Annotated in this window: 25 protein-coding genes; 15 read left to right on the top strand and 10 right to left on the bottom strand. The window is 62.3% G+C overall.

From position 1 onward, the window contains the following. The 6 genes from EDF71_RS15690 to glcF form a co-directional block, all read left to right on the top strand. The coding region (locus EDF71_RS15690) for an RHS repeat-associated core domain-containing protein (protein ID WP_133857520.1) at positions 1 to 2,703 on the top strand (2,703 nt) is incomplete at its 5' end. Further along, positions 2,700 to 3,008, top strand: a complete 309-nt coding sequence (locus tag EDF71_RS15695; protein WP_133857521.1) for a hypothetical protein — start codon at positions 2,700 to 2,702, stop codon at positions 3,006 to 3,008. The genes EDF71_RS15690 and EDF71_RS15695, both read left to right, overlap by 4 nt. A gap of 275 nt (positions 3,009 to 3,283) precedes the next feature. After that, the gene (locus EDF71_RS15700; RefSeq protein WP_133857522.1) at positions 3,284 to 3,571 is read left to right on the top strand and encodes a hypothetical protein; all 288 of its coding nucleotides are present in this window, start codon (positions 3,284 to 3,286) and stop codon (positions 3,569 to 3,571) included. A 309-nt stretch (positions 3,572 to 3,880) separates the two neighbouring features. Then, positions 3,881 to 4,432 (top strand): DUF3592 domain-containing protein, encoded by a 552-nt coding sequence (locus EDF71_RS15705; protein WP_133857523.1) that lies wholly within the window; start codon positions 3,881 to 3,883, stop codon positions 4,430 to 4,432. 172 nt (positions 4,433 to 4,604) lie between these two features. Next, on the top strand, positions 4,605 to 5,756 hold the full coding sequence (gene glcE, locus EDF71_RS15710) for a glycolate oxidase subunit GlcE (RefSeq protein WP_133857524.1): 1,152 nt from the start codon (positions 4,605 to 4,607) through the stop codon (positions 5,754 to 5,756). A 23-nt stretch (positions 5,757 to 5,779) separates the two neighbouring features. Beyond that, positions 5,780 to 7,045, top strand: a complete 1,266-nt coding sequence (glcF, locus tag EDF71_RS15715) for a glycolate oxidase subunit GlcF (protein WP_133857525.1) — start codon at positions 5,780 to 5,782, stop codon at positions 7,043 to 7,045. 6 nt (positions 7,046 to 7,051) lie between these two features. On the opposite strand, the gene EDF71_RS15720 is transcribed toward glcF, so the two are convergent. Together EDF71_RS15720 and EDF71_RS15725 are read right to left on the bottom strand one after the other, a co-directional pair. Beyond that, positions 7,052 to 8,533: a gamma-glutamyltransferase gene (locus tag EDF71_RS15720; RefSeq protein ID WP_133857526.1), complete on the bottom strand. Its 1,482-nt coding sequence runs from the start codon at positions 8,531 to 8,533 to the stop codon at positions 7,052 to 7,054. 1 nt (position 8,534) lies between these two features. Continuing rightward, entirely contained in the window at positions 8,535 to 10,073 is a 1,539-nt protein-coding gene (locus tag EDF71_RS15725; RefSeq protein ID WP_133857527.1) for a hypothetical protein, read from the bottom strand. A gap of 347 nt (positions 10,074 to 10,420) precedes the next feature. Here EDF71_RS15725 and EDF71_RS15730 point away from each other — a divergent pair, with 347 nt between their 5' ends. After that, positions 10,421 to 10,651, top strand: a complete 231-nt coding sequence (locus EDF71_RS15730) for a hypothetical protein (RefSeq protein ID WP_133857528.1) — start codon at positions 10,421 to 10,423, stop codon at positions 10,649 to 10,651. 138 nt (positions 10,652 to 10,789) lie between these two features. Beyond that, the gene (locus tag EDF71_RS15735) at positions 10,790 to 11,443 is read left to right on the top strand and encodes a GntR family transcriptional regulator (RefSeq protein ID WP_021024713.1); all 654 of its coding nucleotides are present in this window, start codon (positions 10,790 to 10,792) and stop codon (positions 11,441 to 11,443) included. Between the two features lie 9 nt (positions 11,444 to 11,452). Here the strand turns inward: EDF71_RS15735 and EDF71_RS15740 are convergent, their stop codons facing one another. The 5 genes from EDF71_RS15740 to EDF71_RS15760 are packed head-to-tail and all read right to left on the bottom strand — an operon-like array spanning position 11,453 to position 14,132. Further along, on the bottom strand, positions 11,453 to 12,379 hold the full coding sequence (locus EDF71_RS15740; protein WP_133857529.1) for an ornithine cyclodeaminase family protein: 927 nt from the start codon (positions 12,377 to 12,379) through the stop codon (positions 11,453 to 11,455). Positions 12,380 to 12,405: 26 nt separating this feature from the next. Continuing rightward, the gene (locus EDF71_RS15745; RefSeq protein ID WP_243854330.1) at positions 12,406 to 13,152 is read right to left on the bottom strand and encodes a sulfite exporter TauE/SafE family protein; all 747 of its coding nucleotides are present in this window, start codon (positions 13,150 to 13,152) and stop codon (positions 12,406 to 12,408) included. Next, positions 13,149 to 13,439: a 2Fe-2S iron-sulfur cluster binding domain-containing protein gene (locus EDF71_RS15750; protein ID WP_133857530.1), complete on the bottom strand. Its 291-nt coding sequence runs from the start codon at positions 13,437 to 13,439 to the stop codon at positions 13,149 to 13,151. The genes EDF71_RS15745 and EDF71_RS15750 overlap by 4 nt, the downstream gene beginning before the upstream one ends. 9 nt (positions 13,440 to 13,448) lie before the next feature. Further along, a complete protein-coding gene (locus EDF71_RS15755) occupies positions 13,449 to 13,766 on the bottom strand; it encodes a ferredoxin (RefSeq protein ID WP_133857531.1) in 318 nt (105 codons plus the stop codon). A gap of 9 nt (positions 13,767 to 13,775) precedes the next feature. Then, complete coding sequence (locus tag EDF71_RS15760) at positions 13,776 to 14,132, bottom strand: 2Fe-2S iron-sulfur cluster-binding protein (protein WP_133857532.1); 357 nt, start codon at positions 14,130 to 14,132, stop codon at positions 13,776 to 13,778. Between the two features lie 300 nt (positions 14,133 to 14,432). On the opposite strand from EDF71_RS15760, the gene EDF71_RS15765 reads away from it, so the two are divergent. The 7 genes from EDF71_RS15765 (at position 14,433) to EDF71_RS25580 (ending at position 20,661) form a co-directional block, all read left to right on the top strand. After that, positions 14,433 to 15,170, top strand: a complete 738-nt coding sequence (locus tag EDF71_RS15765) for an iron-containing redox enzyme family protein (RefSeq protein ID WP_133857533.1) — start codon at positions 14,433 to 14,435, stop codon at positions 15,168 to 15,170. Between the two features lie 90 nt (positions 15,171 to 15,260). After that, the gene (locus EDF71_RS15770) at positions 15,261 to 16,718 is read left to right on the top strand and encodes an aldehyde dehydrogenase family protein (RefSeq protein WP_133857534.1); all 1,458 of its coding nucleotides are present in this window, start codon (positions 15,261 to 15,263) and stop codon (positions 16,716 to 16,718) included. A gap of 24 nt (positions 16,719 to 16,742) precedes the next feature. Then, positions 16,743 to 17,219: a heme-binding protein gene (locus EDF71_RS15775; protein ID WP_133857535.1), complete on the top strand. Its 477-nt coding sequence runs from the start codon at positions 16,743 to 16,745 to the stop codon at positions 17,217 to 17,219. Positions 17,220 to 17,249: 30 nt separating this feature from the next. Then, complete coding sequence (locus EDF71_RS15780) at positions 17,250 to 18,284, top strand: 2Fe-2S iron-sulfur cluster-binding protein (protein ID WP_133857536.1); 1,035 nt, start codon at positions 17,250 to 17,252, stop codon at positions 18,282 to 18,284. 21 nt (positions 18,285 to 18,305) lie between these two features. Beyond that, a complete protein-coding gene (locus EDF71_RS15785; RefSeq protein WP_133857537.1) occupies positions 18,306 to 19,085 on the top strand; it encodes an SDR family oxidoreductase in 780 nt (259 codons plus the stop codon). A 224-nt stretch (positions 19,086 to 19,309) separates the two neighbouring features. Continuing rightward, positions 19,310 to 20,407: a ProQ/FINO family protein gene (locus tag EDF71_RS15790; protein ID WP_347876674.1), complete on the top strand. Its 1,098-nt coding sequence runs from the start codon at positions 19,310 to 19,312 to the stop codon at positions 20,405 to 20,407. A gap of 128 nt (positions 20,408 to 20,535) precedes the next feature. Continuing rightward, complete coding sequence (locus tag EDF71_RS25580; protein WP_279586293.1) at positions 20,536 to 20,661, top strand: hypothetical protein; 126 nt, start codon at positions 20,536 to 20,538, stop codon at positions 20,659 to 20,661. 14 nt (positions 20,662 to 20,675) lie between these two features. Here the strand turns inward: EDF71_RS25580 and EDF71_RS15795 are convergent, their stop codons facing one another. The 3 genes from EDF71_RS15795 to lplT all read right to left on the bottom strand — a co-directional run bounded on the left by EDF71_RS15795 (position 20,676) and on the right by lplT (position 23,507). Then, positions 20,676 to 21,173 (bottom strand): glutathione peroxidase, encoded by a 498-nt coding sequence (locus EDF71_RS15795; RefSeq protein ID WP_133857538.1) that lies wholly within the window; start codon positions 21,171 to 21,173, stop codon positions 20,676 to 20,678. Between the two features lie 38 nt (positions 21,174 to 21,211). Beyond that, positions 21,212 to 22,093, bottom strand: coding sequence for a DMT family transporter (locus EDF71_RS15800; RefSeq protein ID WP_133857539.1), 882 nt, complete (start codon positions 22,091 to 22,093; stop codon positions 21,212 to 21,214). Between the two features lie 109 nt (positions 22,094 to 22,202). Next, positions 22,203 to 23,507, bottom strand: a complete 1,305-nt coding sequence (gene lplT, locus EDF71_RS15805; protein WP_133857540.1) for a lysophospholipid transporter LplT — start codon at positions 23,505 to 23,507, stop codon at positions 22,203 to 22,205. Positions 23,508 to 23,629: the final 122 nt, after the last annotated feature.

Raw genomic sequence — 23,629 nt, forward strand, 5'->3', positions numbered from 1 at the left:
GTACAGCGCAGCCACGCGGGCCAACACCTAGGCTTTGCCTACGACAAAGCAGGGCGCCTGACCCAGCTCACCAACGAGAACGGCGAGCACACCCGTTTTGCGTGGGATGTGATGGACCGCTTGGCCCAAGAAACCGGGTTCGACGCCCGGGTGCAGAGCTACCAATACGACGCGGCTGGCCAGCTTGTCCAATCCAGTGATGGATGGGCCGCAGAACAAAGCCTGGCTGAACACACCAGCCACTACGAATGGACAATAACTGGCCAACTCGCTGCTCGCTATCTGCCAGCGACGGACTTGTTGCCGGCTTCCACACAGCGCTATGAATGGGGCAAGGTCGGTGAATTGCTGAATGCCAGCGTTTGGCACCAAATACAAACCGGCAGCGAAGGCCCAAACCAGCATCCAGCCCCAGAAGGCATCCTGCAAAGCCAGGCCGTCATCGAGCGCGATGCAGCAGGCCGAGTCATCGGCGAAGTCCAGCGTCTCTACAAAACCTCCACCCCGGATGACCTGCAAGACCGGTTCTTTACCCCCGAGATTGAGTTCGAACACCGCATCAGCCACCAGCTAGACGCCCTGGGCAACCGCCAAGGCAGCCGGCTCCAAGGCCTGGGCGAAGTGGGCTACCTGCTCTACGGCGCAGGCCACGTACACGACATCACCTGGCAAGGCGAGAGCCTGGTGAACTTTGAGCGCGACGCGCTGCACCGAGAGATTCACCGCCAAGTTCTCACCGACATCAATAGCCAAGCGCCCGGCGAGAGCATCGCCAAACCGCTCTACCGCAAGCTCAGCTGGGATGCAGCAGGGCGCATGGAAACGATGCAGTGGATGGGGTTGGAACAAGGGAGTGCGCTGGATGACATGCTGTCCATGCCCGGCGGGCAAGCCCCCAAACGCGTCCCGCCAACGCTGCTGGGCGCCATGACCGCCCGCCAGTACTACTACGACAGCCTGGGCCAGATGGTCGGCATGCGCAGCCATGCCGGCATCAGCCGCTTTGCCTACGACGGGGCAGGACGCCTGACAGGCGCGCATACACCGCATGCCGGCTCGCAGCGCTGGCAGTTTGACCCAGCAGGCAATCGCCTTCCTATCGCTGGTCCTGAGACTAAGCCCACCACCCCAGACGCCATCACCGGCCACCTCAACGAAACCGACCGCCTCAGAGCCCAGCAACGCGCCGCAGTCCAAGCCAACCCCATCACCAAAGAGCAGCTGCTGCGCAGCGACTTCAACCCGCTCCAGGCGGATCCTGACCCCAGCAGCAACCAGCCGCTGCACATCAGCAAACGTTGGGCCGGCAACCGCGTGGGCTATTACGAGAACCAGGAAGATGTGAGTAGCCAAGGGGCAAAGATCCACTACCAGTACGACAGCCGAGGCAATCGGGTACAGAGTTTGGACGAGGCCACGGGCCGCAAGCTGGAGCTGATGTATGACAGTGGCAACCAGTTGGTGCAGGTGGTCGTCACAACCAACGAAAAACAGACCGCCCAGCAGTACCGCTACGACGCCTTTGGACGGCGACTGGCCAAATACAGCATGCCGGCGAACTCAGAATCAGGCGACCTGAGCGAGACAGACTACTTCGGATGGGACGGAGACCGCCTGATCCACACCGAACGCTTCAACAGCGCCAAAGATGACGGCGGCAATGCGCAACCCGAAGTCATCCACACCATCTACGAGCCCGGGTCGTTTACCCCACTCATCCAACTACGCAGAGCCGCCAAAGCTCCCTTAGACCTGGGCGAACAACTGCTTGCCAACACCTCACCAGGCGTAGTGCAAGACGCCTTGCGCAAAGCCCTGGCAGATATCAAAGAGCTCAGCGCCACGCTGCCCCAGAACATCGCCTTTAAGTCCATGTCCAAGGATGTGCAGATCTTTATGCGCGAGCAGCTGCAGGAGTACGAGCAAACGTTGAGCGTCCAACGCAAAGCAGCTGCAGAAAAAGTCGAAATCCGCCACTACCTGTGCGACCACCTGGGAACGCCCAATGCGCTGATCCGGGAAGACAGCCGGCTGGATTGGGCGGTGCAATTAGATGCCTGGGGGAATGTGCGGGCGGAGCATAACCCGGGTGAGCTGTACCAGCCGATTCGGCTGCCGGGGCAGCATGCGGATGGGGAGACGGGGCTTTATTACAACCGGCATCGGTATTATGAGCCGGGAGACGGTGATTATATAAACCAAGACCCTATTGGTTTGCTCGGAGGGATCCAAACAAGTGGATATGTTCGTAGTCCATTAATGAAATCTGATCCTTTAGGTCTTGTAGAAGAGCTTGCTCATATTTGGAATATTGGACCATTAGATGCATGGAATACTAGGGCTGATAATACAGAGGCATTAAGAAGGTCTCAGGAGAAATTTCCAAACCACGAGCTTCATAATGGGACGGGAGATGCATTTAGACATTGCTACTGGTCCTGCATAATGAGTCTGCGAATGGGTGTCGATCAGGCTAAAAAAGTAGGTGATACCCATGAGGTCTACGGTACAGAAAAACGAAAACAACCTAAAAAAGAAGAAATTATGGATTATCACAATAATAACAAAGGTCGTGAGTGCTCAGCTTTCTCGAATGATAAAAATGATTGTGAGATGAGATGTGATGAGAAGTTGGGGAATGGGGAGCTTTGGTTTATTGATAAAACCACCGGTTTACTTGATACAACAATAAAAATACCATGAAAATTTTGAATGTGATTTTATATATTTTCCTTTGTATTTTGATTGTTTTGCTTCAGGGTAGTAGAGGGATTAATTTTAAATATGATTACATTTGTGTATTCCCCCCTTATTCTTCAAAAGACTATATTGGAAAAGAAATTGGAAAGTATGTGGCTTCTAGTAGTTATCTGCGCTATTTCGAACCTTCGTCAGATGATGGATGGATTACGCGAGCAGCAATTTACAATCAGAAGTTAATTTATATTAAAAACGAGATAAGAGAGAATGGATTAAGTTATGAGGCCGGCTGTCGGCGCAATAACTAATTACCGAAATGCGCTTCTGAGTGCTTTATTCTTGCTTGGTCGAGAGAAAGAATGCTGCGTAAACTTGCGCTATGGATGTAGTGGTTAGATCGATGCTCCTATCGCTATAACAGTAGTGAGAGTATTGATTTCAGTGCTATTTTAAGATAAGGGAATATGTATCATTAATAGGTGTATATACGTGAAATATTTTTATTCATCCAGTAGCAAAGGTCTGGTGACTATGCGAACTTTACGCTCGATGATTTCTCGACCCTTGAAGAGATCTCACGCGTATGACTAAGTTTGTTATCTCGGTAATCATTTTGATGATTTCTAATTTGTCCAATGCCCAAGATTGGATTTATTTTGATATCAAATATCCAGAAAATCAATTTCTCTTGAATGGCAACCCTAGTTATAGCGCATGGTATCACTCGGTCGGCAATGTTGAATTTTGCCAAAAAGCTAGTGGCTTTTATTGTTTTAATACCGATAATTTTAAATTTGCGGTACCAAAAAAATTAAATAGACATATGGAGTCTTGGGTTTTTGATAATGCGAAATACACTATTCAGGAATAAGTAATAGATCTATTTTAGGTGCAAAATATCTTGCTTACTTGATAGATAGCGATTTCGAGGTGCATAAGTTGAGGTTTATTTACACTAAAGAGGTTGGTCTCATTGCGATTACATCTATAGGCGAAAAACAAGGAATGTTTTTATTGATAGCTGGAAAGTGCGGATATGCGGCACCAGCCAACTGCTACCAAGAAAAATAAACGCTAATGCCTGATCCACACCGAGCGCTTCAAAAGCGTTTCGCGATAGATGAAACCGGTGCAGTCCAACCAATAATTGCTGATATGAGCCTTTTGGGATGGATGTAGGATGAGTCGCCAAGCCTTACATGTGAGCCTAAATGTGAATAAATATCAATTTCATATCGAAATAATTGAGCAAGTGCTTTGGCCTAGAGGTATTTACGGTCTGGTTGTTTTTTTAATCGGGTTATTTTGTGCATTAATCTTATCTAATTTCTCTTTTCAGAGTATAAATGCTTATAGAAAAATTCACCAGTGGCATGCGAATGATGCATCTATTGAAGAACTAGTTGTTAAAAATAGTTTGCTTCATATGAAATACAAATATAAAGTCGGTGGGCATTACTACATCAATTCAAAATTAGAGGCAGAAGGGATCCCTAAGGCTGAAATTAGCAATAGCCAGAGACTTCAGCTTGAGGAGATGAAGCGCGATGGAAGATCAATAGCGATAAAATACAATCCAAAAAATCCTAGTGATTCGGTGTATTTAATAGATCCTAATGAAATTTACTACACTCTGGTTCTTGTAATTTTCTCGTTGTATTCATTACTAATTTATATATTTGTTATAGTTATTAAATTAATGAAGTATATGAAGAATTGTGATGCTCACTGATAGTTCGAGTCGCCTCGCTTCTAGTTCCAATATTAAATATCCCCAACACGGGTTTAAGCCCATCCAGGTTTGATGGCGCCATGACTCAAATAGCGGCCTTCATCAACCGCCCTCAGTCCCCCATCTAACTTGAGCGCCGTACGCCGGGCGCAACTGTCGCTACCATGGGGCCATGGACCAAGCTGTGGCTGCCTCTCTTCCCCCCACCGTGCTCGATTGGCAGGAGCGCGTTCGATCCGCCCATGCCCACAAGACGCCGCTGCGCATCCGGGGCGGTGGCAGCAAGGATTTTTATGGTGCACGCCTGGGCGGCGAGGTGTTCGACACCCGCAGCTACAGCGGCATCATCAGCTACGAGCCCAGTGAGCTGGTCGTGACGGTGCGGGCCGGCACGCCGCTGGCGGCGCTGGAGCAGGCCTTGGCCGAATGCGGCCAGTGCCTGGCGTTTGACCCACCGCATTTTGGCCCGGGCGCCACGGTCGGTGGCATGGTGGCGGCCGGTCTGTCCGGCCCCTCGCGGGCGGCGGTGGGTGCCGTGCGTGACTACATCCTGGGCCTGGAGCTGATCAATGGCCAGGGCGAGCTGCTGCGCTTTGGCGGCCAGGTGATGAAAAATGTCGCGGGCTATGACGTGTCGCGCCTGATGGCCGGTGCCTGGGGCACCCTGGGCCTGCTGACCGACATCAGCCTCAAGGTGCTGCCGATGCAGCGCGCGCAGGCCACCCTGTACTACGAATGCACGGCGCAGCAGGCGCTGGACAAACTCTCGGCCTGGCGCGCCAAGCCGCTGCCTATCAATGCCAGTCTGTGGCAGCAATCCGGCGATGGTGAACAAGGCCATCTGCTGGTGCGGCTGCGCGGTGCTGTGGCAGCGGTGCAGTCGGCCTTGGATGGCATGGGCGGCACCATGCTCGACCACGGCCAGGCCGATGCCGCCTGGTTGGCCTGCCGCGAGCAGCAACTGCCCTGGTTCAGCGATATGGACCCGAGCCATGCGCTGTGGCGCCTGTCGCTGCCAGCCACCACGCCGGTGCTGCCCTGCACCGAAGAAGGCCTGCAGCCGCTGATGGAATGGGGCGGCGCACTGCGCTGGGTGCAGGCCCCCATGCAGCATGCCCAGGCCTTGCAGGCGTTGGCCGCCAGTGTGGGCGGCAGCGCCGTGTGTTTCCGTCCCGGCCCCCAGGTGGGCCTGGTCGCATCCGATGATTTTGGTTTTACGCCCGCCTCGCCCGCGCTGCGCCAGGTGCAGCAGCGGCTCAAGCAGGCGTTCGACCCCCACGGCATCTTCAATCCCGGCCGCCTGGGCGACTGGGCGTTGAGCTAAGCTAATCGAGGCACCCCTGCACCATGCAAACCCAATTAGCCCCCGAATTCAAAGACACCCCCGAAGGCCAGGAGGCCGAGGCCATTCTGCGCAAGTGCGTGCATTGCGGCTTTTGCACCGCCACCTGCCCCACCTACCAGCTGCTGGGCGATGAGCTCGACGGCCCGCGTGGCCGCATCTACCTGATCAAGCAGGTGCTCGAAGGCCAGGAGCCCACGCGCAAGACCCAGACCCATCTGGACCGCTGCCTGACCTGCCGCAACTGCGAATCGACCTGCCCCAGCGGCGTGCAATACGGCAAGCTGCTCGACATTGGCCGCCACATCGTTGACCAGAAGGTGGAGCGCCCGACGGCCGAGCGCCTGCAGCGCTGGGCGCTGCGCAAGGGCATGGTGTCCAAGGCCTTTGGACCGGCGCTGGCGCTGGGCCGGCTGGCCCGCCCGGTGCTGCCTGCCGCGCTGAAGGCCAAGCTGGCGCGCGTGCCGCGTGCCGGCAAGTGGCCGACGCGTGCCCATGAGCGCAAGGTGCTGATGCTGGCCGGCTGCGTGCAGCCGGTGATGCTGCCCAATATCAATGCCGCCGCTGCGCGGGTGCTGGATGCCGTGGGCATCCAGACCTTGATCACGCCGGCCGCTGCCTGCTGTGGCGCGGTGCAGCAGCACCTGAGCGACCCGCAGGGCGCGCTGGCGCAGGCGCGGGCCAATATCGATGCCTGGTGGCCGCATGTGGAGAGCCAGCAGGTCGAGGCGATTGTGACCACGGCCTCGGGCTGCGGCGTGATGCTGAAGGACTACGGCCACCTGCTGCGCCATGACCCGGCCTATGCCGCACGGGCCGCAGCGATTGGCGCGCTGGCGCGTGATTTGTGCGAGCTGCTGCCCGACATGCAGCCCGAGCTGGAGCAGCGCCTGCAGGGCCAGCTGAACCTGCCCGAGGCCCCGCTGGCCTACCACCCGCCCTGCACCTTGCAACATGGCCAAAAGCTGCGCGGCGGGGTGGAGGCGAGTCTGCGCCGCCTGGGTTTTGACATCCGCGTCTCGCGGGTGGAATCGCACCTGTGCTGCGGCTCGGCCGGTACCTATTCCTTGCTGCAACCCGAGATTGCGCACCAGCTGCGCGACCGCAAGATCGGCACCCTGAACCAGGCCTGCAGCGATGCACCACCTGCCGCGATTCTGTCGGCCAATATCGGCTGCATCTCGCATCTGCAGTCGGGCACCGATGTGCCGGTGCGCCACTGGATCGAGGTGATCGACGAGGCGCTGGTGCCCGCCAAGGCCCAGCGCTGAAGCGGCTCAGACGGCCAGTGCCAGGCCGTCCTTGCGCTGGTCGGAAGCGCCGCAGAGCTGGCCATCGGGCAGGCGCCAGATGCACTGCGCGCCACCAAAGTCGCTGCGCCCGCCCAGCTCGCCTTCGCCACTCGGTTCGCGGTAGCCCTGGGCCCGCAGCGCAGCGGTAATCGCGGGCGGCATGCCGGCTTCCACCGCCAGCACCCGGCCACCTTCCAGGCGCCAGCGCGGCTGGTTCAAGGCGGGCTGCGGTGCCTCGCCGCCGGCCAGCATGCGGCACAGCAGCTGCACCTGGCCTTGGGGCTGCATCGCGCCGCCCACCACACCAAACACACCGAGGAATTGGCCATTGCGCGTCGCCGCGCCCGGCACCACCGTGTGGTACGGCCGCTTGCCTGGCGCCGGACCATTGATATGGCCAGGCTGCGAAAAGCCATGGCCCCGGTTCTGCAGCACAAAGCCGCCTTCTGCCACGCCGATGCCCGAGCCAAAGCGCTTGAACACGCTGCTCATCAGGCTGATGGCCAGGCCATCGCCATCGACCACGGTGGTGCATACGGTATTGCCGGCCGGGTCGGCCACGGTCTGCTGGGCATGGGCCATGGCCGCTTCCATCGCCTGCACCAGCGCGACCTGGGTGGCAGCGCTGGCCATGTCGATGGACTGGTCCTGCATGGCGGTCAGTGCATGCAACACAGCCACGCCATGGGTGTTGGGCGGGCATTCGTAGATGGTGGCGCCGCGAAACAAGGTGCTGACTGGCGTGCAGAAGTTGCCCTGGTGGGCACTGAAATCTGCAGCGGCCAACACGCCGCCCGCTGCTTGCACGGCGGCCGCACAGGCAGCGGGGATGGCGCCTGCATAAAAGGCTTGCGGCCCCTGCGCAGCTACGGCCTGTAGCAAGCGGGCCAGCGCGGGGTTTGCAAAGCGCTCGCCCGCGCGGGGCGGGGCATCGGCACGGTACAGGGCGGCGCTGGCGGCATCGCGGGCAATCACCGGTTGGAACAGCGCCCATTCACGGGCAGCCACGGGGGCCACCGCAAAGCCCTGGCTGGCGGCCTGCACGGCGTCATCGAACAGCTGCGCCCAGGGGCGTTTGCCAAAGCGCTGGTGCAGATCCCACCAGCCTTGCACCACGCCGGGCGTGGTGACGGAGAGCGGATGGCGCTCGGGGATGCGGCGCTGGGGCAGGGCCTCGACCAGATCGGCCGTCAACGCCTGGGGCGCACGCCCGGTGCCGTTGTAGGCCAGCGGGGCCTGGCCCGGCGGCACCAGCATGGCCAGCAGGTCGCCGCCCACGCCGGTGGCCATCGGCTCAACCACGCCCAGCACCGCATCGGCGGCAATCGCAGCATCGACAGCCGAACCGCCCTGCCGCAGCTGGGCCTGCGCGGCCGCTGCGGCCAGCGGGTGGCCGGTGGCGACCATTGCGCCCTGGCCCAGTACGCCTGCTGCGCCTGGCGCGTCCTGGCGGTGCAACTGCGCCATCTCAAGCGCCCCAAAGAGCGACAGCGGTGAAGACGGCCGCCATCAGACCCAGCACCACCGGTATCAGCAGCGCCCGGGCCAGCTCCAGCACATTCACCCGCGCAAAGCCTGCGACTGCGATCAGCGAGGACCAGGCGATCAAGGTGCCGCCACCGGTCCACACCGCGCCCATCTGACCCAGGGCGGCCAGCGCCGATACATCCATGCCCGAGGCCGGGCCGAGTGCGCCGGACAAGGTGCCGGTCAGCGGCAGGCCGGCAAAGCCTGAACCATCAATGCCGGTGATCATGCCCATCAGCAGCACACCAAAGGACACCAGCAGCTGGCTGTCGGGAATCAGGTGCTGGCTGGCCTTGACCAGCTCGAACAGCAGATCGGGCACGGGCTGGCCGGCGGCAATGCCCAGAATGGGGCCGGCCGTCTCATGCGAGCCGATGAAGAAGAAGCCGGCAATCGGCAGCACCGCGCCCATGGCCTTGAACGCAAAGACAAAGCCATCGGTGATGTGGTCGGCCGCGCCATCGAGCATCTTGCGAAAGCCCCGCGCGGCAGTGGTGGCCCAGATCATCAGCAGCGCAGCCACGCCGCCGATCAGCATGGCGGCATCGCCGCCCTTGAGCTCGGGCACGCTGGTGGTGAACTTGGGCGCCACCATCACCAGAATCACCACCAGAAAGGCCAGCGGCGTGACGACGGCAAACAGCTTGGAGGCCGAGGCCAGTGGCTGGGTCTTGCGCAGCTCGGCTTCCAGCTCCGAATTGGTGCCTAGGTCGCTGTCATGGGCGGTGCCCTTGGCGATCTCGGCCTTGTCAAAGGCGCCTGCACCCGCGATCTGTGCGCTGATGCCCGCCGGGTTCAGCTCCCAGCGCTCCAGCAGGGCGTTGTCGCTGGGCACGATGAGCTTGCGCACCTTGAAGTACGACAGGAAGAGCGCAATCATGCCGACCACCCAGGACAGCAGCAGCGCCTTGTCGGCCACCGCCACGGCGCTGATGCCGCCCGCGGCCTTGGCACTGATGCCCGGTGCCACGCCAATCACATAGTCGGACGACAGCGCCATGCCCTGGCCGGCAATCGCAATGGCCATTGCCCCAGCGATGGGCGGCAGGCCCGCCGCAATCGCTGCCGGCAGCAGCACCGCTGCCACCAGCGGCACGGCTGGCGTGGGCCAGAAGAACAGCGAGATCAGGTAGGTGACCAGCGCCAGGATGAAATAGGCCATATGGCCGTTTTTCATCACCGCGCGGAAGGGCTTGACCATGCGGATGTCCGAGCCCAGGTCCTTGAGCGCGTTGAGCAAAGCCGTCATCAGCGCAATGATCAGAAAGATGTTGAACAGCTCCTTGGCGGCCACCATGCTGGCACTGAATATGCTTCCAATCCCCGTGATGAAGCTGCCGCTCCAGGCGAAGGCCACGACGACGGTGGCCAGTATCGATGGCACCACCACATTGGCGCGGAAGGCCATGGTCAAAATGATGACCAGCACCCCGGCGAGGTAGGCCCAGTGCGCAGGGCCTATAGAGACTGACGGATCCATCGTGGCTACTCCTTGGTATGTTTAAACAGCCAATTTGTATACTAAATACAATGAATCAAAAAATCATCAGGGAATACCAGAAATATTGCATCGCAGCATCTAATAAACCAGGGTTAAATTCAAAAAATCTCCTTTTTCGTATACAAAGAAGGTGATTTCTGGCCTGAGATGTCAGATTGCAGGCGCTGTGGGTCCCGCTGATGTGCATTGCAAAAGCCTTGTATTGGCGTGAATTTCCAAGGCACATCAAAGGCTTGGATAGCGCATGGTTATGAATCCAGATCAAGGACATGGATTTGTACACTGGATACACTAGGGTAATTGCTAAGTCATCCAGGAGCTTATCCATGAAGAACACCGCTTCCCAAGCCATTGCTGCCCCGCAAGCCGATCTGCTGGCTCTGCGCGAGCCCCGCCAGGCCTTGCTGCCCGCGTCGTTGGGCTGGCTGTCGGCCATCGAAAACGCCTTTGTGCGCTGGCAGGCCAAGCGCCTGGCAGAGCTGGAGCCGGGCCGCCTCTGGGCGCAGGCGATGCAGGATACGCGCTCGCTGGCGGAGATCCGCCGCGCCCAGCGCTGAACGCCGATTTCTGTATACAAGGCAAGGCGAAGACGCTGCAAACCCTTGCTGGGCATGTAAACTGAGCGCGACCCAGGGTGGCGCATTGCAGCCGATGACGCCGCCCGGGCTTGCAACGTACCGAACGGACCGACTTTCATGCCCATTGCCAACGGAGACAAAAAACCTGGACTCAACCACTCGCCGCTGACCCAGCAGCTGGTGGAGGCCTTGCGCGAGAAGATCATGTCTGGCGAGCTCGCCTCAGGGGAGCGGCTGGTGGAGGAGCGTCTGTCCGAGGAGTTTTCGGTTTCGCGCATGCCTGTGCGCGAGGCCTTGCGCCAATTGGCCGCCAGTGGACTGGTGATCATCGAGCCCCGGCGTGGCGCATCGGTGGCCAAGTTCCATGGCGATCTGCTGCGAGAGCTGGTGGAGGTGCGCGCCACCTTGGAAGCGCTCAACGCGCGCCTGGCCGCCAAGCGCCATGACCCCGAGCAGATTGCCGCGCTGGAGGCCTTGCTGGCCGAAGGCACAAAGAACGCCCATTCGGGCGATGGCGATGTGCTGGCCGTGCTGAACCAGAAGTTCCACCTGGCGCTGGGCAAGATCGCCGCCAACTCGGTGCTGCAAGAGGTGATGCTGTCCTTGCGCGACCGCACCGAAGTGCTGTTTGCGCCCCGCAGCCAGGCGCGTGCGCCCCAGAACTGGGAAGAGCATGCGGCCATCCTGCGCGCCGTCATCAAGGGCGATCCGGAGCTGGCCGGCCTGCTGGCCGCGCGCCATATCTACAACGCGGCCGGCATCGAGCCCTGAGGTCTGCCGTTACGACTTGCTGGCCAGGTAGTTCTGGTAGGCCACACCAGCCAGCGCAATATCTTCCAATCCCACGCCCACGGCCTTGTACAGCCGGATGCCCGGCTGCGCGCTGACCGCATAGCGGCCGCTGACGATATCGCCCAGCTCCACCAGCTTGCCCGCCAGCGACAGGCCCGGGTCGGCCCGCACCAGGTCGCCCGCTTCGCTGGTCGCCTGCTTTTTCCATTCCACCGCAATCAGCTGTGCGCGCGCCAGCAAGGCATCGTCGAGCTCGCGGGTGTGGGGCAGGCTGGAGCCAATGGCCGCTACCAGCGCATGGGGGGCGACATGCGCACCGTTGAAGAGCGGCTCCTTGGCGCGTGAGGCGGTCACGATGATGTCGGCCTCGCCCACGCCCTGGGTGTGCGCCACGCGGCGGATCTGAGCTTCGGGCAAACCGGTCAGCTGCGCCAGCCGTGCATCCAACCCCTCGGGCGCATAGGGGTCGAACACATCGATGTGCTGCAGGCCGAAGTGCTGCACCATCTGCTGCGCATGGGCCAGGCCTTGCACGCCGGCGCCGCACAGAAACAGATGGCGCGCATTGGCAGGTGCCAGATACTGGGCCACCAGCACCGTGGTGGCAGCGGTGCGCAGGCGCGTGATGGCATTGGCATCCAAGGTGGCCAGCGGCGCGCCGGTCTCGGTCGAGAACAGCAGGATGACAAAGTTGAACTGGCCGGCAATGGTGGTGTAGACCTTGGCGCCGGTCACGCCTTGCGCGGGAATGACGGCCCCCAGGGTGGAGAGCTTGGCGCCCCCGGCATCGGTGCGCTCGCGCGCTTGCATGGCCGCCTCGCCCGCGCCAAAGGCGGCAAAGGCGCTGTGCATGGCCTGCAGGGCTTGGTCGGTGGACACCAGGGTGTCCACCATGGCATCGGTGATGTGCAGCATGGTGTGTGGTGGAGTGGGGGTGAAAATCAGAGCCAGACGCGCAGCAGGATGATGCAGGCGCTGACGGCGGCGGTGCCCAGCAGCCAGCGGCGGATGGTGGCCTTGGAGATATGGCGGGCCAGGCGGTTGGAGGCCAGAAAGCCGCCCAGCATCCAGGGCAGCAGCACCAGGCTGAGCAGCCATTGGCCGCTGTCCATGCGCCCCACCCAGGCCAGGGCGGTGAGCGAGACGATGGTGCCGGCAAAAAAGACCACGCCCAGGGTGGAGCGCATCGTGGCCGGCGCCAGGTGCTGCATCGCGATCGCAAACGGCGGGCCGCCCGCGGCGGTGATGGTGCCCATGATGCCGCTGGCCACACCGGCAATCGACAGGTTGGTGGTGCTGGGCTGCACGCGCCAGCCCAGGGTGCTGAGGCTGACGGCGGCCAGGATCAGCACGGCAAACAGAATGGACAGCGCATGGGCGCTGAACAGCACCAGCAGCCCGGCGGCGGCAAAGGTGCCGATGACCCGGCCCACCAAGGTGGCCGCAGCGACCTGGCGGTTGAGGGCATCGCGCTCACGCAGATACGCCAGCAAGGCCAGCGGTGCACCCACGGCCAGCAAGGGGCCGGGCACCAGTTCGGGGAAAAAGATCGCCGCCAGCGGCGCGCAGAACATCGCATAGCCCAGGCCGCCCACGCCCTGCATGGCGGCGCCGGCGAGCACCATCAGCCCCATGGCCAGGTAGCGGCCCCAGGAGAGGTGCTCGGCCATGGCGGTCCAGGCGCTCATGGCCGGGGCACCCAGCTGACCTTGATGTCGCCGTTGACAAAGGTCTGGCAGGCCAGGCGGTGGCCCTGGGCAAACTCTTCATCGCTGAAATGCTTGCGCTCCTTGGCCTTGATGGCATCGGTGTGGGCCAGGCCTTCCTCGATGCGGCATTTGCAGGTGCCGCAGAGGCCGCCGCCGCATTTGAAGGGGATGCCGCCTTTCTCGCGCAGCGACACGCGCAGCAGGTTGCTGTTTTCCGGGGCTTCGACAGTCTTGTTGTCGTTGCTGACAAAGGTGATGGTGGGCATACGAGGCAATCAGGCGGCAGAAGGGGCGGGGAGGGGTGCTGCTGTCAGGGTGGCGTCAAGCGCGCCGAACTGGCACAGGTGCTGCAGCTCCTGGCGAGCTTGCTCCAGCGAGTCAAAGCGCTCCAGAAACTTGGACGGCACCCGGTTGGTGGTGCCGCCAGGGCCTTCTTCGATCACCTGCACCTTGGTTTCGCGCAGCAGCTCGCCCACGGCAAAGTGGGCCAGCAGGCGACCGCAGAAGTGGTAGTCCCAGGCTTCGCACAGCGCAATGTCGGCATTGGGCTGCGTGCGGTACTGGCCGGGCTTGCTGGTCAAGATCACAAACATGGGCATTCCTCAGACGACAGGGGTGGCGGGCGCTGTGCCTGCGGCTTGGGTCGCGCTGGCGGGGCTGGCCGGCAGCGGCACTTGCTCCAGCTCCAGGTCGTGCTCGGGCCAGAGTTGGCAGACCAGGCGAAAGCCCTCGTCCAGGTGTGCGCCCAGCTGCTTCTTTTCTTTCCAGTTCGGCGCCGGCAGGTGCTCAGCCCCCGCTAGCACCTTGCAGGCGCAGGTGGCGCACTTGCCCATGCCGCACTGGTAGGCCAGGTGGGGAAAGGGGAACTGCTTGATCCCCGCGCGCACCACCAGGTTGGCGCCGGTCTTGACCTCGCCTTGGAAGGTCTGGCCGTTCTTGTGAAAGGTGATCTGGGGCATGGCATCCTCCGCATTGCAATTACGTATACTGTATACAAACGGATCTTGTGTATGTATTAGGGATAACGTGATGCAGGGGGAATTGGGAGCTGACTGTAGCAATTGAAAATGAATGAATATCAACTGCTTGTAGCTCTGCGGTGACGCGTGAAGACTTTGAGATTAACAGCGCTAGGGGTAAGCACTAGGGATGAATGGGGTGTGAAAACATTGACCTCGTATTCTGTATACAGTATTCTAACTCCGTCGCTTGGATCGGTTTGACTTGGCGACGACCCCAACATTTCAGAGGAACCCGCCATGACCCAAACACTGATGAACCGCGACGAATTCCGCGCTGCGCTTGAGAATGCGATCAAGGGCAAAAGCGCCAACAAGGCCCCTTTCAGCGTGGCCTGGGCCACTGGCCGCCTGAGCCGTGAGCACCTGGCGCGCTGGGCCGAGAACCACTACCACTATGTGGGCCCGTTTGCCGACTACCTGGGCTATCTGTACGCCCGCACGCCAGACCATATGACGGAGGCCAAGGACTTTCTGCTGGCCAATATGTATGAGGAAGAGATTGGTGGCGACCGCCACACCGATCTGCTGATCCGCTTTGCCGAGGCCTGCGGCACGACGCGTGAGCGCGTGGTGGACCCCAACAACATGTCGCCCACCACGCGCGGCCTGCAGTCCTGGTGCTATGCGATTGCGATGCGCGAAGACCCAGTGGTCGCGGTGGCTGGCCTGGTCGTGGGCCTGGAGTCGCAGGTGCCGTCGATCTACCGCAAGCAGACGCCCACCCTGCGTGACAAGTACGGCTTCACCGATGAAGAGGTCGAGTTCTTTGACCTGCACATCGTCTCTGACGAAATCCATGGTGAGCGCGGCTACCAGATCGTGCTGGAGCATGCCAACACGCCCGAGCTGCAAGCCAAGTGCCTGCGCATCTGCGAGATCGGTGCCCAGATGCGCCTGCTCTACACCACGGCGCTCTACCACGACTACGTGGCCAAGGACCTGCAGATCTCGCAGGAAGAGCTGCTGGCCGCCTGAGCCTTGCTGCACCCCCTTGCCCCGCGCAGCGGCGCGCCCCTGACGGCCGCCGCTGTGACCGACCCCTCACCTCTCCAAGACCTCTCCACCATGGCTGACACCGTGCAAACGTTTCTGAACTATATCGACGGCGCCTGGGTGCCCTGCCTGCTGGGCAGCACCTTTGACAACCTCAACCCCGCCGATACCCGCGATGTGGTGGGGCGTTTTCAGGCATCGGGCCCGGCGGACGCCGAGGCGGCCGTGCAGGCGGCGCAAAAAGCCTTTGATGGCTGGCGCAAACTGCCCATTGGCAAGCGCGCCAAGATCCTCAACGACGCGGCCAGCTACCTGGAACAGAACGTGGAGCAGTTTGCACAGGAGCTGACCCGTGAGGAGGGCAAGCAGCTGAGCCAGGCGCGCGACGAGTTTCTGCGCAGCGCGCAAACCTTTCGTTTTTATGCCACCGAAGGCCAGACCTTGGGCGGCGAGACCTACCCGCAGGACGATGCCAACCTGCATGTGTTCAGCCACCGCGAGCCGCTGGGCGTGGTGACGGTGATCTCGCCCTGGAACTTTCCCGCGTCCATCCCGGCGCGCAAACTGGCGCCTGCGCTGATCACCGGCAACACAGTGGTGTTCAAGCCCTCGTCGGATGCGCCGCTGTCGGGCCTGCGCCTGGTTGAGGCGCTGGAGAAGGCGGGCGTGCCCGCAGGCGTTGTCAACTGCGTCACCGGCCGCGCTGGCGAGGTGGGCCCGGTAATCACCAATTCGCAGGCCATCCGCGCGATCTCGTTCACCGGCTCGACGACGGCCGGCACCCAGATCCACCGCACCGTGCACCTGTCTACCCGCTTGCAGATGGAGCTGGGTGGCAAGAACCCGCTGATCGTGATGGAGGACGCCGACCTGAACCTGGCGGTGGACCTGGCGATCAAGGGCGGCTTCTCGCTGACCGGCCAGGCCTGCACCGGCACCAGCCGCATCCTGGTGGTGCCCAGCGTGAAGGCGGCCTTTACCGACAAGTTGCTGACGCGCGTGTCCCAGCTCAAGATCGGCAACGGCATGGCGCCGGGCATGGACCTGGGCCCCTTGGCGACGGAAAAGCAGCTGCAGACCGTGCAGCGCTACATCGACATCGGCAAGAGCGAGGCACGCTGGCTCTGCGGCGGCGAGCGGCTGACCGGTGGCGAGTTCGACCATGGCTACTACCTGTCGCCCGCAGTCTTCACCGATGTGAAAAACAGCATGCGCATTGCGCAGGAAGAGATCTTTGGCCCGGTGCTGGCGATCATCGAGGTGGCCGATTTTGACGACGCGCTGCGCCAGGCCAACGACTCGCAGTACGGCCTGTCGGCCAGCATCGTCACGATGAACCCGCGCTACATGCATGTGTTCACCAACGAGATCCAGGCGGGCACCGTCAAGATCAACCGCACGACCACCGGCAACCTGGTCAACGCCCCCTTTGGCGGGCTGAAGAACTCCAGCACCTCCACCTTCCGCGAATCGGGCCGCGCCGGCCTGGAATTTTTTACCCAGATCAAGACCGTCTACCGCGGTATCTGACCCCTGACAGCAAGAGGAAACACGATGAAAAGCGCACTGAAACTGGAACTGGCGGAAGCCCGTGTGATGTCCCTGGCCGCACTGGCCAAGGCCAAGGAAATTGGCGTGACCGAGACGGTCTGCATCACCGACGAAGGCGGCTTTCCGCTGGTGCTTGAACGCATGGATGGCGCCCGCGTCACCGGCCCACAGATCGCCTGGAACAAGGCCTTCACCGCTGCAGGGCACAAGCGCTCCACGCACCTGTTCAACACCTTGCCCAATGGGCCGGCGCTGCCGGGCAACGAGGCCTTTGGCATCCAGTGGAGCTTTGAGGGCAAGTTTGCGGTCTTCGTCGGCGGCTACCCCATCGTCGTCAACGGCGAGGTGATTGGCGGCGTAGGCCTGTCGGGCGGCAATGGCGAGCAGGACACCGCCTGTGGCGTGGCCGCCTTGCAAGCCTTGAAAGACCACCTGGGCGCCGCAGCCGATGTGCTGGTGCAGGCCGACATCAAGAAATAAGCGCCAGCGACAACCGAGCTGAGGTCTGCGATGAACTACCGCGTACAGTGGCTGCAGACGCAGCAATCGTTTGACGTGGGTGCCGATGAATCGGTGCTCGACGCCGCCACGCGCCAGGGCGTGGCGCTGCCCCATGACTGCACTTTTGGCGGCTGTGGCACCTGCCGCATAAAGGTGGAAGAGGGCGCTTTTGCCTATGCCGATGGCGAGCTGCCGCTGGCCATGGGCGAGGAGGAGCATGCCCAGGGCTATGCGCTGGCCTGCCAGGCCCGGGCGCAGTCGGATTTGGTCATCAGCATCGCAACTGGGCCGGACAGCTCCGCCGCCACCCGGGTGCAGGCCACCGTGGCCGAGCTGCGCATGCACACGCCCGATATCTACCACCTGGCGCTGGACCTGCCCGAGGACCATGGCCTGCGCTATGTGCCGGGCCAGTACCTGAACATCTGCCTGCCCGGTGGCGAGCACCGCAGCTTTTCAATGGCCACGCCGCCACAGGGCCGGCGCATCAGCCTGCAGATCCGCAAGATTGCCGGCGGGCGCTTTACCGATGGCCTGCTGGCGACGATGGCAGTGGGCGATGTGCTGGATGTGGAGCTGCCTCATGGCAGCTTTTACTACCGCGCGCAGGATTACCAGCCGATGGTGTTTGCCGCCACCGGCACCGGCTTTGCGCCGATCAAGGCGATTCTGGAATCGCTGCTGAGCGATGCCGACTGCCCGCCGATCCACTTCTACTGGGGCATGCGCAGCGAGGCGGATCTGTACCTGCTCGACGAGATCGCAGCCTGGGCTGGGCAGCTCTATGAGTTCACTTTTGTGCCGGTGCTCTCGCGCCCGTCTGACCGCTGGACCGGCCGGCGCGGCTATGTGCAGGACGCCATTGCCGAGGACTTCGAGGACCTGTCCGAGCACTCGATCTACCTCTGCGGCTCGCCCCATATGATTGCCGATGCCAAGGCGCTGATGGCCCTGTCGGGTGCGGCGCTGGACAAGATCTACAGCGACAGCTTTATCTTCCAGAACGAAGCGGCCGCTGTGGCCGAGCTGAGCGAACAACACTAAGCCGAGCTAAGGAGCAACACCATGGATCTGGGATTGACGGGCAAGGCCGCGCTGGTCTGGGGCGGCAGCAAGGGCATGGGCTATGCCGCGGCACGCCAGCTGGCGCTGGAAGGGGTGGACGTGGTGATCGCCGCGCGCACCGAAAGCAGCCTGCAGGCGGCGGCGCAGGCCTTGTCAGCCGAGTGTGGCCGCCCGGTGCGCTATGTGGTGGCCGACATCACCCAGAAGGCGGGCCGTGAAGCCGCACTGGCTGCCTGCCCGCAGCCGGACATTCTGGTCAACAACTCCGACGGCTACCCGCCCGGCGACTTCCGCGACTGGAGCGACGAGACCTGGCATGAGGCGCTGGACATGATGATGGTCGGCCCCATCGACATGATGCGCCGCGTGGTCGATGGCATGCAGCAGCGCGGCTACGGGCGCATCATCAATATCGTCTCGCGCAGCGTCAAGGCCGCGCATGCCGAGTTGGGCCTGTCCAATGGCGCGCGCTCAGGTCTGGTCGGCTTTGTGGCTGGGCTGGCGCGCCAGACGGTGCGCCACAACGTCACCATCAACAATGTGCTGCCCGGCGCGTTCGACACCGATGCGCAGGCCCGCCACATCGACAAGCTCGCCCAGCAAAGCGGCCGCTCGCCAGCCCAGGTGCGCCAGAGCCGCGAGGCCGCCAACCCCGCCGGCCGCTTTGGCCAGCCCGAGGAGGTGGGCGCACTCATCGCCTACCTGGCGTCGCAGCACACCGGCTATGTAACCGGGCAGAGCTGGCTGATCGACGGGGGCGAGTACCCGGGCACCTATTGATCTCCGCTTGCAGCGCGCGCAGGTTTTGCATGGCATGGATGGGTAGAAAACCTGCGCCGCCGCCAGCGCCTGAAAGCCCACGCAAGGTGTGCAGCTGCTTACTTGGTGATGGGCTTGATTCGTTATACTTGCAGTCTTGCCTTGGGTGATCCAGGGCGTTTTGCTTTTTACCGGTGCAGCTGCTGATGGCGGGTCTGCACTTTTTTCTGCGCCAGCCTCTGTTTATGACCGAACCGACCCTCCCCACCTCTTCTGATGCTTCCGCACCGGCACCAGCTGCGGCAGCGCCCGCAGCGGGCGGTGATACGCGTCGCCAGCCCAAGCAGGAACGCCGCGAGCGTCCTGCAGGCCAAGCGCCGGTGCTGAACTCGGCCATGGCCGATGCGCTGCGCGCGGCCACCAAGGGCCATGCGCTGGAAGTGGCAGCTGCGCCTGCCCCGGTCGAGGCCGATGCCGCGCCGGTGCAACGCCAGGCACGCAGCGAGCGCCCCGCCCGCAGCGGCCAGGCCCCCCGCCGCAGCAACAAGCCCGGCAACGGCGCACGCCGCGAAGGCCAGGGCGCTGGCGGCCGAGGCCCACGCCGTGATGGTGGCCAGGCCGCCCCTGCGGCGCCCAAGGCGCCTCCGCGCCCACGCCATCCCGTGGTGGAAAAGCTCGCAGGTCTGTACCCTGCGCTGTTTGGCGACCAGCCGCTGCCGCTCAAGCGTGGCGTGTTCCAGGACCTGATGGCCGCCCACCCCGATGCCTTCGAGAAGAACGAGCTGAAGGTGGCCCTGGGCCTGCATACCCGCTCGACCCGCTACCTGAACGCCGTGGCCATGGGCCAGCCCCGTCATAACCTGCAAGGCCAGGTGGTGGAGGCGATGGCGCCCGAGCACGTGTTCCATGCGCTGGTGGAGTCCTTCCGCCGCCGCAAGCCCCGCGATGGCGAAGACCTGCAGCTCAAGCTGCGCCGCCGCATCGGCATGGCCTACATCGCTTCCGACCTGAGCCGCGACGACTTCCTGGCCAAGGTCCAGGTCAAGGATGAAGCAACCCAGGCCCTGCTGGCAGCCGCCATGCAGGAAGTGGCCGAGTTCGACGCCAAGGCCGAGGCCCTGGCCACCGCCCATGCCGCCAGCGGCAAGAGCGTGGCCGAGTTTGCCGACATGTACGGCATGCACCCCGCTGCGGTGGAACGCCACCTGCACCGCGCCGCCCAGACCAAGGCGATTGCTGCACGCCCTGCAGCCGCGCCTGCTGCCCCCGAAGCGGCGGACGAGGACGATGTGGCCGAGCCGGCCGCTACCAAGGCCGACGACAGCGCTGCTGCTGCTGAATAAATCCGGCATCCGCCCAGCAAAAAGCTGCCCGCGCTCTAGAAGCGTGGACAGCTTTTTTTATGCCCTGGCTTGATCGCCGATCAACCGCTGCTTACACTGAACCCCTGAGACTTGGCAAGGAGAACGCCATGAAGCCCGATACCACTACAAGCACCAACAAGCGCCGCTGGCTGCGCAAGTTCTGGGGTGCGGTCTGCGTGATTGCCGGCCTGGCCAGCATTGCCGCCGGGCTGGAGACGGCGCTGATCGACTGAGCGCCGCTTGGCGTTTAAGAAGCAGCCAAGGCCTTCTCGATAGCCGCTGCCAGCTTGGCCGGCTTGGTCATCGGTGCAAAGCGCTGCACCGTGCGGCCATCGCGGCCCACCAGAAACTTGCTGAAGTTCCACAGAATCCGTCCACCCAGAATGCCCGGTGCCTGCGCCTTGAGCCAGGCAAACAAGGGGTCGGTGTGCGGGCCGTTCACCTCCACCTTGGCCAGGCTGGGAAAGCTGGTCTGGTAGTTCAACTCGCAAAACTGCGCGATCTCGGCATTGCTGCCAGATGCCTGCGCGCCAAACTGGTTGCAGGGCAGGCCCAGCACCTGCAAGCCCTGGGGGCCGTACTGCTGCTGCAAGGCCTCCAGCCCCTTGAGCTGCGGCGTAAAACCGCAGGCGGTGGCCGTGTTGACCACCAGCACCACCTGGCCGGCATAGCGCGACAGCGGCAGCGGCTGGGCGCTGGCGTCGTGGAGAACAAAGTCCTGGATGGTGTGCGGTGTTGCGGGCATGGCGGCTATCTTAGTCGCTAACCCCGCTTCAGCGCCACTCAGGGCAGGCGCGACTCCAGCGCCGCGATCAGCGAGGCCGACAGCACCAGCGCGCCGCCCAGCAGCAGCCGGCCCGAGAGCACCGTGCCCTCGATCAGCACATTGGAGGCGCTGGCAAAGACCACCTCGGACAGCATCACCACCGCCGCAGTGGTGGCGGCCAGGCGCGAGGCGCCGTATTGCAGGGTCCAGTTGCTCAGCATGATCAGCACGGCGACGACCAGCACCATCAGCGGCCAGCTCCAGGCGATATCGGGAATGGCCGGCATGCGGCCCAGGTAGATGCCCAGCACCGACATGGCACCGGCGGCGACCAGACCACCAAAGAACATGGCCAGCATGCGCGCCTCACCCGGCACGCGGTATTGGCTGCGCAACACCACATTGGTGCCAGCAAAGGTGAAGCCGCCGACAATCGCCAGCGCATCGGGCAGGGAGAGATTGGCCGTCAGGCTCTGCCAGGTGGCGCCGGCCGGAATCATCACGATCAGCACACCGCTGAAGGCCAGCACCAGACGCAGGATGGAGTACTTATTGGGCTTTTCACCCAGAAAGTACCAGGCCAGCAGCACCGACCAGGCGGGCATCAGATAGAACAGCAGCACCACACGCACCACATCGCCGGTGGTAGCTGCCCAGTTGAACAGCACATTGGTGCTGCCCGAGGTAAAGGCCAGCAGCAGCAGCAGCGGATGGCGCCGCGCAATGGCCGCTGCCGCTGGCTTGACCAGCAGCAGCCCGCAAAACAGGATCAGGTAGACCAGGGCCGTGCCCAGCACCGGGTGCACCCCCATGGCCTGCAACTGGCGGAACGGCCACCAGATCGTGCCCCAGATCAGGGCGTTGGTCATCAGGGCTAAAAAGGGCAGCGCGGTGAGCATGGGGCGAGGGGACGCAGCGCCTGTTGTCTGCAGGCGCTGTCAGTTTTCTAGTTTTGGGTGGTGCAGAAAGGGCGGCTGGGCTTGGCGCTGGGCCCACCGCCTGGGGCCATCAGTGGTGGTGGTCGTGGCGGGCAATGTCCAGCAGCCGTTGGACTTCCTGCGGATGCTGTTTGCAATTATGCCGGTGCCACAGCAGGATGCACCACATGATGCCGGCCACCAGCAGGCCAAAGCAGGTGATGGCGCCATAGGCCGACATGCCAAAGCGGGTGAACATGCTGTAGACGACGCCCAGGCCCAAGATGCAGGCCTGCTCGTTGAAGTTCTGCACGGCAATCGAGCGGCCCGAGCCCATCAGGTTGTGGCCCCGGTGCTGCAGCAAGGCGTTCATCGGCACCACCAAAAAGCCGCCCAGACCGCCCAGCACGACCAGAAAAGGCACCGCCAGCCAGATGCTGTGGATAAAGTTCATGCACACCACCAAGAGGCCCATCGCAATGCCCAGCGGGATCACGCGCGTGGCGCCGTCGAGCTTCATGCGCATCGAGGCGAGAATGGCGCCGACGGCCGTGCCGATGGCGACCACGCCGACCAGCGCCGAAGCCTTGGTGGTGCTGTAGCCCAGCGCCACCGCGCTCCAGGCCAGCACGATATAGCGCAGATTGCCTGACACACCCCAGAACAGGGTGGTGGTCGACAGCGAGATCTGGCCGAGCTTGTCGCGCCAGAGGCGGCCGTTGCAGCGCCAGAAGTCGGGCAGCAGGTCCATCACATTGGAGAACATGCTGCGGTCCATATCCTGGCGCAGCGGTACCAGCTTGGTACTGGTGCGTGGGATGCGGGTGTTGAACCAGGCAGCGCCCGCGTAGAGCAGGCCGATCACGCAGATCGCCGCCTCGGACGGGGTATCGATGGGGGTGTCGATCAGCGGCAGATCAAAGGACAGCAGCCAGCCCGAAACCTGGGGGCCTACCAGCTGGCCGCCCAGCAGCACGCCCAGGATGATCGAGGTGATGGTCAGCCCCTCGATCCAGCCATTGGCCCGCACCAACTGGCTGGCGGGCAGCAGCTCGGTCAGGATGCCGTACTTGGCCGGTGAGTAGGCCGCTGCGCCCAGGCCGACGACGGCATAGGCGAGCAGCGGGTGGTGGCCAAACAGCATCAGCAGACAGCCGATCACCTTGATGGCATTGCTGATGAACATCACCTGCCCCTTGGGGTAGGCATCGGCAAATGCGCCCACAAACGGTGCCAGGATCACGTAGAACAGCGCGAACATGGGCACCAGGGCGGCACGCTGCCACTCCGCGGCCCCTGCGCTGATCAACAGATCGACGGCAACGACAAACAGGGCGTTGTCAGCCAGCGAGCTGAAAAACTGCGCCGACATGATGGTGTAGAAACCGCGCTTCATTCGTTGGAGAGGCTAATAAGGGATGCTAATGGCGCGAGAAATTTTGTAAGCTACGTGTAGGGAGTCGAGGTTATAGCACGCAGGGGCGAAAGCACGGTGCCAGAATACTAGGGGTTTTCATA

This window comes from Comamonas sp. JUb58 (genome assembly GCF_004364775.1).
Lineage (GTDB): Bacteria > Pseudomonadota > Gammaproteobacteria > Burkholderiales > Burkholderiaceae_C > Comamonas.